At 45.0% G+C, this 13,738-nt stretch carries 13 protein-coding genes and 1 pseudogene; 9 read left to right on the top strand and 5 right to left on the bottom strand.

Annotated elements, in window-relative coordinates:
• The first annotated feature begins 41 nt into the window (after positions 1-41).
• The 4 genes from JOJ89_RS08200 (at position 42) to JOJ89_RS08215 (ending at position 5,816) form a co-directional block, all read left to right on the top strand.
• A complete protein-coding gene (locus JOJ89_RS08200; RefSeq protein WP_203290083.1) occupies positions 42-1,658 on the top strand; it encodes a PucR family transcriptional regulator in 1,617 nt (538 codons plus the stop codon).
• Between the two features lie 638 nt (positions 1,659-2,296).
• Entirely contained in the window at positions 2,297-3,760 is a 1,464-nt protein-coding gene (locus JOJ89_RS08205) for a CoA-acylating methylmalonate-semialdehyde dehydrogenase (protein ID WP_029285285.1), read from the top strand.
• Between the two features lie 18 nt (positions 3,761-3,778).
• Positions 3,779-5,143, top strand: coding sequence for an aspartate aminotransferase family protein (locus JOJ89_RS08210; protein ID WP_029565510.1), 1,365 nt, complete (start codon positions 3,779-3,781; stop codon positions 5,141-5,143).
• Between the two features lie 112 nt (positions 5,144-5,255).
• Complete coding sequence (locus JOJ89_RS08215) at positions 5,256-5,816, top strand: maltose acetyltransferase domain-containing protein (RefSeq protein ID WP_029565511.1); 561 nt, start codon at positions 5,256-5,258, stop codon at positions 5,814-5,816.
• A gap of 72 nt (positions 5,817-5,888) precedes the next feature.
• On the opposite strand, the gene JOJ89_RS08220 is transcribed toward JOJ89_RS08215, so the two are convergent.
• The 5 genes and pseudogenes from JOJ89_RS08220 to JOJ89_RS08240 all read right to left on the bottom strand — a co-directional run bounded on the left by JOJ89_RS08220 (position 5,889) and on the right by JOJ89_RS08240 (position 7,812).
• A complete protein-coding gene (locus tag JOJ89_RS08220) occupies positions 5,889-6,287 on the bottom strand; it encodes a hypothetical protein (protein WP_051827067.1) in 399 nt (132 codons plus the stop codon).
• 12 nt (positions 6,288-6,299) lie between these two features.
• Positions 6,300-6,743, bottom strand: coding sequence for an Hsp20/alpha crystallin family protein (locus tag JOJ89_RS08225; RefSeq protein ID WP_029285277.1), 444 nt, complete (start codon positions 6,741-6,743; stop codon positions 6,300-6,302).
• A gap of 24 nt (positions 6,744-6,767) precedes the next feature.
• Positions 6,768-7,010 carry a spore germination protein gene (locus JOJ89_RS08230; protein ID WP_029285275.1) on the bottom strand — a complete coding sequence of 81 codons (243 nt, stop codon included), beginning with the start codon at positions 7,008-7,010 and terminating at the stop codon, positions 6,768-6,770.
• A gap of 120 nt (positions 7,011-7,130) precedes the next feature.
• Positions 7,131-7,391, bottom strand: a pseudogene (locus JOJ89_RS21130) (spore germination protein); the annotation flags it as partial.
• Between the two features lie 103 nt (positions 7,392-7,494).
• The gene (locus JOJ89_RS08240) at positions 7,495-7,812 is read right to left on the bottom strand and encodes a hypothetical protein (protein WP_051865481.1); all 318 of its coding nucleotides are present in this window, start codon (positions 7,810-7,812) and stop codon (positions 7,495-7,497) included.
• A 220-nt stretch (positions 7,813-8,032) separates the two neighbouring features.
• Between JOJ89_RS08240 and JOJ89_RS08245 the strand changes: the two genes are divergently transcribed.
• The 5 genes from JOJ89_RS08245 (at position 8,033) to JOJ89_RS08265 (ending at position 13,654) form a co-directional block, all read left to right on the top strand.
• Complete coding sequence (locus JOJ89_RS08245) at positions 8,033-8,626, top strand: GrpB family protein (protein ID WP_161781194.1); 594 nt, start codon at positions 8,033-8,035, stop codon at positions 8,624-8,626.
• A gap of 2 nt (positions 8,627-8,628) precedes the next feature.
• Positions 8,629-9,171 carry a flavodoxin family protein gene (locus JOJ89_RS08250; RefSeq protein ID WP_087946313.1) on the top strand — a complete coding sequence of 181 codons (543 nt, stop codon included), beginning with the start codon at positions 8,629-8,631 and terminating at the stop codon, positions 9,169-9,171.
• A gap of 223 nt (positions 9,172-9,394) precedes the next feature.
• Positions 9,395-11,149, top strand: coding sequence for an ABC transporter ATP-binding protein (locus JOJ89_RS08255; RefSeq protein WP_029285266.1), 1,755 nt, complete (start codon positions 9,395-9,397; stop codon positions 11,147-11,149).
• An 8-nt stretch (positions 11,150-11,157) separates the two neighbouring features.
• On the top strand, positions 11,158-12,978 hold the full coding sequence (locus JOJ89_RS08260; protein WP_029285264.1) for an ABC transporter ATP-binding protein: 1,821 nt from the start codon (positions 11,158-11,160) through the stop codon (positions 12,976-12,978).
• A 127-nt stretch (positions 12,979-13,105) separates the two neighbouring features.
• Positions 13,106-13,654, top strand: coding sequence for a hypothetical protein (locus JOJ89_RS08265; RefSeq protein WP_029285262.1), 549 nt, complete (start codon positions 13,106-13,108; stop codon positions 13,652-13,654).
• Positions 13,655-13,738 lie beyond the last annotated feature (84 nt).

Below are 13,738 nucleotides of genomic sequence, written 5' to 3' on the forward strand. Positions count from 1 at the left end.
TTTATAATGAAAGGAAGCGACATCAAAAAAGGGGTGTGCGGATGAAATCATACATAACGATTGACGAGATTTTAAATCGAAAGCATTTTTCCCGGACTGAAGTCATCGCAGGAGTAAATGGCCTGCGGCGGCAGCTGAAATGGGTGCATATTGTCGAATCGATACAAATCAGCAATCTTTTAAATGGTCATGAACTGATTCTGACTACCGGTCTTGGTTTCAAGGATCATCCCGGACAACTTGTTTCTTTTCTTCAGCAATTAATCGACAGGCAGGCTGCCGGACTGTGCATTGAGCTCGGCACCCATATCCACACCATACCTGAAGAGGTGATTGCACTTGCAGATTCCCGCCATTTTCCCATCATTCTGTTTCATCACGAAGTGCCTTTTGTTGAAATTACACAAGATGTGCATTCCCTCATCATCAATAAACAATATCAACTGTTATCTGAACTTGAAACCTATTCTCAGCAGCTGAACAAGATGCTTCTTGAAATTGAAGATTACAAGCAAATCCTCAAATTTATGCAGTCCTATCTGGAAGTACAGGTGGCGGCTGCTCTCGGAGGGAATAAAACCGATTTTTTCCCGGAACCTGACAGCAGCGAAAAGGAAGCATTGCTCTTTTCATTAAGAAGTGAGGAAAAGAAAGCAGGGGCGGCCAGCCAGCCCGTCCAAATACTCGGCGAAACGTATGCAGAATTGCATATATGGACCGAGTGCAGAGAACTGAACGAATTTGATCTTCTCGTATTAGACCGAACGGCAAATGCATTTGCCCAGCATTTGCTCAGGGATCTCTATGTAAAAGAGAAAAAAATGGCAGAAGAAAGTGAGTGGCTGACCAACTGGCTTGAGGGGGAATATACCGATGAAGTGATCAAAGAGCAGCTTGCTTTTCAAGATCCCATGCTGAGGCTTAACGGAGGCGCGGTGTGCATCTGCAAATTATCCCCTGATGCAGCAGGCCAGACACAAAATGCAGACAGCACGTATTTTAAGTTATTATTCAGAACCGTTTTTGAACAATTCGGCTTTCACCTGTTTACCGTGGAAGTGCGCCATCACCTGATTTTCATTGCAGGAAACAAACGGAACAGGCAGGACTGGAAAGACCGCATGAGCGGTGCGATTTCAAGAATATATTCAGGAAGCGGAACAGAGAGGCAGAGAGCCTCCTCCCTCACAATCGGTGTGGGAAAATTTGCGGACAGACTGGGGAATATTCCATACAGCTATCAGACGGCCAAAGAAACACTGGCCCTTCAGGACTCTCTCTCAGCAGAAGGGAAAAGCTGCTTTTATCAGGATCTTCATATGTACAGAATGATGTCTCTTTTAAAAAAACACGGTGACCTAGAAGAGACAATCAATGAATACCTCGGTCCCGTTCTTGAATACGACCGCAAGTACAACGGTGATATGCTGATTACGCTGAAAACCTATCTTGCCTGCAGCGGGTCGAAGCAGGAAACCTCCAAAAAGCTCTTTATAGTCAGGCAGACCCTGTACCACCGAATTGAAAAACTTGAGCTTCTTCTTGGGGAGAACTTCATGAATTCAGACAAGCGCCTCGCCCTGGAGTTTATGCTGATGGCCTATGATTTTGTCCGAAATACAGAAGGCACCATCCCGCTGCAGCATAAAATTGAATAGTAGATTAGGAGCACTTCTATACGGAGGTGCTCTTTTTGCTGTGAGGGAGGGGAGTTTCTTACCCTGCAAAACTGAAATTCGATATGTGAGGGTAAGCAAACAGGACTTTTTGCCGTTTCCTTATCTGACTCCAGGAGCTAAACGAGCGATTCCGCTTTTCTTGTGTCCAGCTGCGCCTCCTAGTCCTTCTGTCAGAACAAAATCCCCGAAAAAGTCAAAACCGGACTTTTCCGATGATTTCTTATCTGACTGCCAGGCCTAAACAGTCGGCTCCGCTTTTCTTGTGTCCAGCTCCATCAGCCAGCTCCTCTGTCAGAACAAAATTGCCCAAAAAGGCAAACCCGGCCTTTCTGGTCAATTTCTTTTCTGCCTATCGGAGCTAAACGGCTGATTCCGCTTTTCTCATTGTCCAGCTCCATCGCTCAGCTCCTCTGTCAGAACGGAACTGTCGGCAAAGGCAAAAAGCGCCTTTACCGCCAATTCCTTATCTGACTCCCGGAGCTAAACGAGCGATTCCGCTTTTCTTGTCACTATGTAGCATTCTTCCTTTCTTTTGTTTTACAGTGTGTCTAATGAACGCGGGGGTGTTGTGGGGGATAATGAGTTTATAGAATTTTCAGTATTCAGGAGGGATGAGAATGACAGTTGCTAATGAGGCAGCGGTTATAAAGAATTTTATTAACGGGAAATGGGTGAGTGCTGCTGGAAGTGAGATGCAGGATGTCATTAATCCTGCGACAGGAAAGAAAATAGCTTCTGTGCCGATCTCAACTGAAGAGGATGTGCATGCAGCTGCGATGGCAGCCGCAGAAGCTTTTAAGACCTGGAAGCGCGTGCCTGTTCCAAAGCGGGCCAGGATTCTTTTTGCCTATCATCACTTATTGTCCAAAAACCATGAGGAACTTGCGAAACTGATTGTTTCAGAGAATGGCAAGGCATATAAAGAAGCTTACGGGGAAGTTCAAAGGGGAATTGAGTGTGTGGAGTTTGCTGCCGGGGCTCCAAGTCTGATGATGGGCGAGTCGCTTTCTGGCATTGCTGAAGAGATGGACTCTGAAATGTTCCGTTACCCGCTTGGGGCAGTCGGAGGCATTACGCCTTTTAATTTTCCGATGATGGTGCCGCTTTGGATGTTCCCTCTTGCAGTAGCATGCGGAAATACTTTTGTGCTGAAGCCTTCAGAACGGACTCCGCTCCTGTCAAACAGACTTGCGGAGATGTTTACGGAAGCGGGGGCTCCGGCCGGTGTGCTGAACATTGTTCACGGAAGCCGCGATGTGGTTAACGGCCTGCTCGCACATCCGGAAATAAAAGCGATTTCATTTGTCGGCTCACAGCCTGTCGCCAAATATGTCTATGAAAAAGCTGCTGCTAATGGAAAGAGGGTGCAGGCGTTATCGGGAGCGAAAAATCATCATGTCGTCATGCCGGACGCTGACTTTGAAAAAGCAGCCCAGCATATTGTCAGTTCTGCATTCGGCAGCGCGGGCCAGAGGTGCATGGCATGCAGTGCTGTTGTCACGGTCGGAGACGGAACCGAGTTCATGAACATCCTTAAGCGAAAAGCGGATGAACTTGTGATGGGAAATGGCCTGGATGATGAGGTTTTACTGACGCCGGTTATTCGTGATTCTCATTTGAAAAAAGTGATCGGCTATATAGAAAAAGGCATGGAGGAGGGTGCGGCGCTTGTAAGGGATGGCCGGAGAGATATGGATGGCAACAAAGAAGGCTATTTCCTAGGTGCGACGATCTTCGATGAAGTCACACCGGACATGACCCTTGCAAAAGAAGAAATCTTTGCGCCGGTACTCAGTGTTCTTAGAGCATCAGACCTTGACGAGGCCCTTGAATATATCCGCAAATCCCGTTATGGAAACGGTGCAACCATTTATACGAAGGATGCGCAGGCTATCCGCACGTTCAGAGAAGAAGCGGATGCCGGAATGCTCGGCATCAATGTAGGGGTGCCTGCGACGATGGCCTTCTTCCCGTTTTCTGGCTGGAAGGATTCTTTTTACGGGGATCTACATGTTAACGGAAAAGACGGCGTAAACTTCTATACGCGGAAAAAAATGATTACATCCCGTTTTGATTTTTAACAGACAGGGAGGATGAGTATGCAAAAGAGTACAGATGTAAAAGATGCCCTGCAAAAAGATGAAGCGCATCTGTGGCATTCGATGAAGCCGTTTAATCCCGAGGCAACCATTATCGCACAAGAGGCTAAGGGAGCTTGGGTGACAGATGCCGGCGGAAAGAGGTACCTTGATGCCATGGCCGGATTATGGTGCGTCAATGCAGGATACGGAAGAACAGAGCTTGCAGAAGCAGCCTATGAACAGCTGAAGAAGCTTGCTTATTTTCCGCTGACACAGAGTCATCTGCCTGCCATTGAGCTTTCAGAGAAACTGAATGACATGCTTGGCGGGGACTATGTCATCTTTTTTTCAAACAGCGGATCTGAGGCGAATGAAACAGCATTTAAAATAGCCCGTCAATACCATCAGCAGACAGGAAGCAGTGAGCGGTATAAGATTATTTCAAGGTACAGAGCCTATCACGGCAACACTCTTGGTTCACTGGCTGCAACCGGGCAGGCGCAGAGGAAGTACAAATACGAACCGCTTGCTCCGGGCTTTATCCATGTGGCGCCGCCCGATCAGTACCGTTTTCCTGAAGAAGAAGGCATAAAGCCTGCCGAGCTTAAATCGGTTCAGGCGGTTGATCAGGCCATGACGTGGGAGCTCAGCGAGACAGTCGCTGCGGTTATTATGGAGCCGATTATTACCGGAGGCGGCATTCTGATGCCGCCTGAGCAGTACATGCAGGGTGTGAAGGAATCATGTGAAAAGCATGGCGCACTCCTGATTGTGGATGAAGTCATCTGCGGATTCGGCCGGACCGGGAAAGCATTCGGTTTCATGAACTATGGTGTGAAGCCGGATATCATTACCATGGCAAAGGGAATTACGAGCGCCTATCTTCCTCTGTCTGCGACGGCTGTGAAAAAAGAAATCTATGAAGCCTTTAAAGGGACGGAGGAATACGATTATTTCCGCCATGTGAATACCTTTGGAGGAAATCCTGCAGCCTGTGCCCTGGCCCTTAAAAACATTGAAATCTTTGAAAAAGAAAAGTTGTTCGAGCGGTCGGCTGAGCTTGGCGCAAAAATAAAATCTGAACTAACGTCAAGGCTGCAGAAAAATCCTCTGGTCGGCAATGTGAGAGGGAAAGGTCTTCTTATTGGAGTCGAGCTTGTCGAAAACAAAGAAACAAAAGCCCCGTTAAATGCCGGCCTTGTCAATAAAGTCATGGCTGTCTGCAAGGAAAAAGGGCTGCTGATCGGAAAGAACGGGGCAACAGTGGCAGGCTTCAACAACGTGCTGGCCATCTCGCCGCCTCTGAATATCGAGGATGAGGATGCAGCATTCATTGTAGAAACACTGATTTCTGAATTGAATGCCATAGCGGACCTGTCATAAATACATCCAGCAGTGCAGAGAAATCTGTGCTGCTTTTTATTTTGTAACACTTAACAAAACGTGAAAAAAGGAGTAAGATTTTAGGTATTAAAAATCAGAAGGAGCGACAACTATGAGAACGGAAAAAGAAATCATGCTGGCAGGAGAAATGTACGACCCTCAAGACAAAACGCTCGCAGAGGAACGAATCAGAGCAAGGAAACTTGTCCGTCATTTTAACGAAACAACTGAAACAGACCCTGAACGTGTGAGCCTTCTGAAAGAGCTCTTAGGTTCAACTGGCGACCATGTCTACATTGAGCCGACCTTCCGCTGTGATTACGGCTCGAATATCCATGTCGGTGAAAACTTTTTCGCCAACTTTGACTGTGTCATTCTGGATGTATGCGAGGTAAGATTCGGAGACAACTGCATGCTTGCACCTGGTGTTCACATCTATACGGCAACTCATCCTTTAAATGCGAAAGAACGCAACAGCGGCAAAGAGTTTGGAAAGCCGGTTACCATTGGGAACAATGTTTGGATCGGTGGAGCTGCTGTCATCAATCCCGGCGTAACGATTGGCGACAATGCCGTGATTGCTTCCGGTGCCGTCGTGACAAAGGACGTGCCTGCAAACACAGTTGTCGGAGGAAATCCGGCAAAGGTACTGAAAGTGATTGAAAATGACTAACGCCAAAAGCTGAAATCTAACGTGATTTCAGCTTTACTATTATGTAATGAATGAGGAACTTTCCGCAGGTTCCTATTCATCCCGCCTTTTTCGAATGGTTGTCTTCGGCCCTGCTTCCCCGGAATGTCCGGACAGTCTGTTCGTTTTTTCCGGAATCTTATCCGAAAGTTTTGATTGATACGTTGTGCCGATGTTCAGCTGGCCGCTCAATTCGTTGATGCCAAGCTGCCCAAAATTGCTGCTGAGATCCGCCTGATCAATGTTCAGGTTTTCAATGGTTACGTTCTCAATAATGATCGAACGGGATTCATTCTGCCAAACATCTTTCACCTGTTCTTTAGCCAAATGCTTAACAAGAATGCCGATTTCGTTTTCAAGAGATTCAATTTTTTTCACCAGCTGATCCCGTTCAATCATTGTCTGATCTTTAAGGTCTGCCAGCAGTTTCCTTTTAAAATAAGAAAATAGCATAGTATCACACACTTAAGTTAGATTGTTGTGACCTTCTATTGGCTGAATGGGTTCCGCTCTCGAAACAGGGTAGGCAGCATAAACAAGACCATGATCGAAATGGAGGCTGATTTGATTGGCGTGGGCAGGTTCAGGAAGCCGGATGACCCACTCGAAATCCCCGTAGGAACGATGTATTTCAACTTCCATTTCCTTAGGATAAAGAGCCCTTTTATGGCCTTTTACAATCAAATCGATATTGGATTTAAGTGCAAAGGTGACATCATCCCGTCCAACCCCGGGGAGCTCTATAACTGCACATACATGAGTATCGCTTTTATACAGGTCATAAAGGGGCTTATGGTCTTCCTCAAAAACCCGTTCAGGCTTTTGCTGATCAAAAATATTCTGCCAGAAATCATTTTTCTGATTGGCATTCGTAAATTCCAGCCATTTTTGAACCTTGTGAATATCCATAAAGCTCCTCCTTTAATCCCATTTTTATATCTGGCTGACGACCGGCATCGAGGGATTCGCGATTTGATCCTGATCGCTTACGTCCGGATCAATTGTACATGTGTTCATTTGTGAAAAAGTTGGAGAAAAATTGCCAAGAGAAAAATTAACGCCAAAAAATTTGCTGTTTGCGGTATGACTGTTATGGACAGTAGGACCCAAGTCAACATTCCCGTTCTGGGTAACACCGTTGACCTGAAAGTTAAACACATTTATCTGAAAGGGCATATCTTTAACTCCTTACTTTTTAGTAATCGGAACGTATACCTCAGGAGGTAAATCCATATTTGAACCTGGACCAGCCATTGCAGGCACCGGAAATGGAAACCCGTTCACAGGCGGATTTGGTATAGGAACAGGAACCGGCGCCGGAACACCTATGCTGATAGGATCAGAGTTGGCAATATCGGTTTGATCATTTACATCCGGATCAATATAAACGTTTTCCATTAATGCCTCTGCAGGGGAAGTGTCACCGTAAGAAGAGTTAAGTCCCTGAGATTTATTGTTGGATGTATGACTGTTGTGAATCGCTTCCCCAATTGTTACGGATCCGTTGCCGGAAATACTGTTAACCTTTAAGCAGTAGAGATTAACAACTGTAGGCATTGCTTCACCTTCTATTCATCTTTACGTTATCCATATGCAGAAAAGGGCTCATCGGTTCTTGCCCGGAAAAAATAAGAAACGGGAAGAGAAATTCTTCCCGTTTTCAATAATAGCCGTAATATGGGTAATAAGGATATCCGTAACCGTAATAATATGGATTGTAGAGCGAGCTCAGCGCAAGTCCTCCAAGTAATCCTCCAAAGAATGGAAAACCAAATCCAAACGGATAAAATCCAAACGGCCTGCCAAAGCCAAAGCCAAACGGGCGTCCGAATCCAAAACCGAATCCTGGTCTGCCAAAGCCAAATCCCGGTCTCCCGAAACCAAATCCCGGTCTCCCGAAACCAAATCCCGGTCTTCCAAATCCAAACCCAGGTCTTCCAAACCCGCCAAATCCAAACGGTCTTCTGACATCATTCATATCAAGCAGTTCCTGCTGATTTTCCATAGTAACATCTCCTTGAACAGGGATAAGCATTTCATCAATGCCTGCACAAAAAAAGTATATGCAGGGAAAAGCTTTGCCGGGTGGGCGTCTTTGGAGAAAATTCGTTCGCAGCGAAGTCATGCAAAATACTTTTAAAAACCTTACAGGAAATGGTACGATGGTCAAGGTTAATTTTAATGAAGGAGTCCTGCAAATGAAAATTGAGCTTGCAGCATATAATCCGGCTTGGAAAATACAGTTCCAGCAGCATAAGAGAAAGCTTGAAAACTGCTTTAAAAATGCGGATATTAAAATTGAACATATCGGAAGCACGTCTGTTGAAGGTCTGTCTGCCAAGCCGATTATCGATATTCTGATTGGTGTACCAGATGAAGAAGACTTGCCCGATGTCGTTTCAGCTCTTTCAGGAGAGCCGTACATATACAAGAAAGTTTACGATCAGGCACTGCCATTCCGGCGGTTTTTTATTGGGGTAAGGGAGGATGTACTTGACCTCTATCCAAATCCTGTTGAAGTTGAGGGGCTGACGGTTTCCCGGGAGCACAGAATCGCTCATATTCATGCTGTGCCTGTAACTCATCAGTGGTGGGAGGATCATCTTTTGTTCCGTGACCATCTTCGGGCGAATCCAGATGATCTTAACTATTATGAAGAAACCAAAATAGTCCTCTCTGAAAAAGAGTGGGAAAGCGGCAATGATTATGCATCTGCAAAATCAGATTGTGTCATGCACATACTAAACAAAGCAAAACAGCTGAAAACAAATCAAGAGGAAGTGTCAGAATGAGTATTTTAGCCATCTACGGAAGCAGCCGGGAAAACGGCAATTCAGAAAAATTGGCAGATTGGGTGCTGGAGGGAACAGAGCATACGGCTATCCATCTCCGTAAAAAGACGATCCTGCCTATTGCAGATAAGCGTCATGAGGAAGGGGGCTTTCAGCCGGTCGAAGATGATTTTCATTCTGTGATTGACGCCTTTTTGAAGGCAGACACTGTTGTCTTCTCAACACCGCTGTACTGGTACGGAATGTCTGGTTCCATGAAAGACTTTTTCGACAGATGGTCACAGGCATTACGGGATGAAACATTATCTTTTAAAGAATCAGTCAAAGGGAAAAAAGCCTATGTAGTCATTGCAGGCGGAGACTCCCCGAAAATAAAGGCATTGCCGCTGATCCAGCAGTTTCAATATATCTTTGATTTCGTTGGCATGGAATTTTGCGGTTACATTATTGGGGAAGCCAATGCGCCTGGCGATATGGAAAAAGACAAAAAAGCAGCTGCAGAAGCAGGAGTCATGAACGAGCAGATTAAGCATATGAATAGATAATGTTGAGAAAACATGGATGAGTGTATCCATGTTTTTTTCATGTAAGCCTTAGAACGGAGGCGTTTCAATATAAAGTTTTAAACCTGTTTCATTAATTAGCATTAATTTTTAAAAAATTGAGTAAAATGACTAGAAATATATTTCGAAACCCGATATATTAAGTAATACGTTGTAAATTTTAAACAGTTGAGGAAAACGGTTAAGGCCGGAGGAGGGATAAGAAGTGGAAACATTCAAGAAGCTTAAGGCCTTCTATATGCCTTACAAAAATGACTTTTTATGGTCAATGGCTTTTTTGCTCATTATGACGGGGATTACTGTTGTGTATCCAATGGTCCTTCAGTTTACGATTGACGATGTGGTGCTGAAAGAGCAATTTTCGCTTGTGCCGTGGATCGCCCTTGGCTTTGTCGGAATAATGGTGATCAAAGGAGTTGCTACATACTTTCATCAGTATCTTGGCGACATGTTCGGCATCAAATCTGTCTACAGATTAAGAAATGAACTTTATGAGAAGCTGCAGAGGCTGCCGTTCCGCTACTATGATAATGCGAAAACAGGCGACTTGATGTCACGGCTCACAGCAGATGTAGAAGGATTCCGGTTTTTTCTTTCATTCGGGATTGCTGAACTTATCCGCTTCATTATTCTTATTGCCATCAGTCTTTGCGTCATGTTCTATTACTCTGTGCCGCTCACATTTGTCACGATTGCGGCGCTTCCGTTTCTTGCAGTTGCCGTCTACCGTTTTGACAAACGGGTTCATCCGGCTTTCAGAAGCATCAGGAAATCGTTTGGAAAACTGAACACGAACGTGCAGGAAAACATCAGCGGCATTCATACTGTAAAATCACTATCAAGAGAAGATTTTGAAATTTCAAAGTTTAATTCCTCCAATAACGAGTATCGTCAAAAATATTTGGATACATCAGATGTCTGGGCAAAATATTTTCCGCTTATGGAGTTTATCGGAAACATCTCCGTTGTTGCTCTATTGGGTTTTGGAGGATATATGGTGATAAACGGCACTCTTAAGCCTGGGGAACTTGTAGCCTTTTACAGTCTCGTCTGGTACATCATGTGGCCGATTATGAACCTTGGCTTTGTCATCAACTTATTTTCACAGTCAAAGGCATCCGGTGAAAGACTGCTCGAAATTCTGGAAGCAGATGAAGAAATTACGGACAGGGATGAACAGCTTTCCAGAGAAAAGCTGTCAGGGCATGTTACGTTCAAGAATGTCTCCTTATCATACAATGATGAAGATGTTCCTGCCCTTACAAATGTGTCGTTTGATGCGCCTCCAGGGAAAACAATCGGGCTGATAGGCGCGACAGGATCAGGAAAGACGACGGTCACCCAGCTGATGACACGTTTTTACGAAGCCACTTCGGGACAGATCCTATTAGACGGCAAAGATATTAAAGATCATACGATTAAAACACTGCGGGGAAGCATTGGAGTTGTGCTCCAGGAATCATTCCTTTTTTCTACGACCATCAAATCTAATATAGCTTACGGGAATCCGAATGCCACGATGGATGAGATTGTGAATGCGGCAAAACGGGCACAGGCGCATGATTTTATCATGGAGCTTCCTGAAGGGTACGACACGATGCTCGGTGAGCGGGGAATGGGACTGTCAGGCGGTCAAAAACAGCGGATTTCGATAGCACGCGCTATATGTGTTGACCCGAGCATTCTGATTCTGGATGACTCAACGAGTGCTGTTGACATGGAAACAGAATTCAGGATTCAAAAGGATTTAAAAATGGTGATGAAGGACCGTACAACGATCATCATTGCCCACCGCATTTCTTCACTAAAGCATGCAGACGAAATTATCGTCCTTGAAGACGGCGGGGTCGCAGAGAGAGGGACGCATGAACAGCTCCTTCAGGCTGAAGGCCCATACAAACGAATCTATGATATTCAGTACAAAGACCAGCAAGCCGTAGTTCAGTCAAACGCAGGGTAGGTGGGAACATGAAAACGGATGAAAAACAAAATTTGATTAAACAGAGGTTCTATTATTCAACGGACCAGATTATCGAAAAACCTTTTAACTGGAAGCAGATGGGGCGGCTGATGGGCTATATCAAGCCTTATTCAAAGAATCTTCTGCCCCTGTCTTTTTTGACGGTCATTCTGACAACGATCGTCAGGCTGATTGTGCCGATTCTGATTGGCGTCTATACCCTCGACAAAGCGATCGTCCAAAAAGACCTTGATCTGCTGTGGGTGCTTGTCGGGTCGATTTTCGGACTGTATCTCGTTTCCTATGTTGCGAATACTCTCCGGATCAGATGGATGAATATGCTCGGGCAAAACGTGATCTATGATTTGCGCAAGCATTTGTTTACCCATGTACAGTCCCTTTCCCACCGTTTCTTTGACTCAAGGTCGGCGGGGTCGATTCTGGTAAGGATTATGAATGACATCAATTCTCTTCAGGAATTGTTCACTAGCGGGGTTATCAATCTATTAATGGATTTCCTGCTTCTGATCGGCGTTATCGTTATTCTCTTTACTATCAGTCCGCCGCTTGCCCTTGCAATCATGATAATACTGCCTGTGATGTTTTTTATCTCAACAAGCCTGCGGAAAAAAATCAGAAGGTCCTGGCAGACAGTAAGGCTTAAGCAATCAATGCTGAATTCGCATTTGAACGAGAGTATTCAGGGAATTCGCGTGACGCAGGCGTATACTCAGGAAAAAGAGAACATCGAGTTCTTTGATGGAATCAACACAGAGAACTTCAGCAGCTGGCAGGATGCGACCCAGAAGAATGCCGTATTCCGTCCTTTCGTTGAAATGACTAATGCGATCGGAACAGCGATTTTGATTTGGTTTGGCGCTTCTCTCATTGCAAATGAATCGATTACAATCGGAGAATTTGTTTCCTTTGCTTTTTATCTGGGCATGTTCTGGGAGCCGATTTCAAGACTCGGTCAGGTGTACAATCAGCTGCTGATGGGGATGGCTTCCTCTGAACGGATTTTTGAATTTCTTGATGAAAAGCCGATTGTATCTGAAAAGGATGACCCGGTTGTCCTGCCGGATATGAAAGGAGACATCGAATTTGATGGAGTCGAATTTTCCTATGACGGCACCCGAAAGGCATTAAACAGCGTTTCTCTTGAAATCAAGTCCGGCCAGACTGTAGCACTTGTCGGACATACCGGCTCAGGAAAAACCACGATTGCGAGTCTGATCAGCAGGTTCTACGATGCTACCGGAGGCGAAGTGAAAATCGACGGCTATAACATCAAGGATCTTTCAATAGGAAGTCTCCGTTCGCAAATCAGTGTTGTTCTCCAGGATACGTTTATTTTTTCCGGAACGATTATGGAGAATATCAGGTTCGGCAGACCGTCCGCATCAGATGAAGAGGTCATTGCTGCAGCTGAAGCGGTTGGAGCTGATGAATTTATAAAAGATTTGGCGAACGGCTACGCGACAGAAGTGGAAGAGCGGGGAAATGTTCTATCTGTCGGTGAGCGCCAGCTTCTTTCTTTCGCAAGAGCCATTCTTGCAGATCCGAAAATTCTCATTCTTGATGAAGCAACAGCAAGCATTGACACGGAGTCTGAAATGAAAATTCAGCAGGCTCTGAAAACGCTGCTGAAGGGCAGAACCGCCATTATGATCGCCCATCGCCTGTCAACCATCCGCGAGGCAGACAACATCATCGTCCTCGATCACGGAAACATTATGGAGCAGGGCAATCATGATGCTTTAATGAAACATCAGGGGATTTATTTCGAACTGGTAAAGTCACAGTTTAAAATGCTGGATGCAGGTTAACAGCAATGAGTCAGCCATTTAGGCTGGCTCATTTTTTGCGTCCAATGGCTCATTCTGCAAGCTAATGCTGCAAAATTGAAACTATAAGTGATTTGAACCGTAATGATAAAAAAGGGGGAGTGATTATATGTTACAGAGAAAATGGGTATTGGCAGGCGTGATCATCATTTTAGCAGCACTTTTTACAGCAGCATGCAGCGGGGAAGAAGAAAGGAAGCAGGAAGAGACAGCAGTCAACGAAGTGTTGAACCGTCTTTTCACAGGTCCTGATGAGACCTTTGCAGACTTAATGCTGAATCCTGAATACAAGAAAGTTGTAAATGGAGTAGAAGTGAACAAGGAACTGGATGCATTTATAAAAAAAGAATATGGGCCTTATATGACAGAAGATTATTTCAATACGTTCCTGTCAACGATTGGTGCTCAATATACAATACTGGCATATGAAAATGAATACACGCTGAGTCTTAAAAATTTGACGGTTAAAAAGGAAGAAAACCAATCCGCGCTCTATAAGTTCAGCGCAGAGGTCGTCTATCAGCATAAGAATGGAGAAGATAAAACGGCAAAAGTAGAAGGGGAAGCGCTATTCTCAACGAAGGAGAATGGAAAGATCCAGGGGTTTCAGAACATAGACGACGATGGACTGGCAGAGGATTTAAGAGAGGCCGAATAAGAAAGCCCGGTCATGCATCAGCCATATCGAAACTCATCAGCAGAAAAATAGTTTGGGATTTTTATAGAAAAACTGAAACCTTCT

The sequence above is a fragment of the Metabacillus sp. cB07 genome (assembly GCF_016839225.1).
Taxonomy (GTDB): Bacteria; Bacillota; Bacilli; order Bacillales; family Bacillaceae; genus Bacillus_P; species Bacillus_P indicus.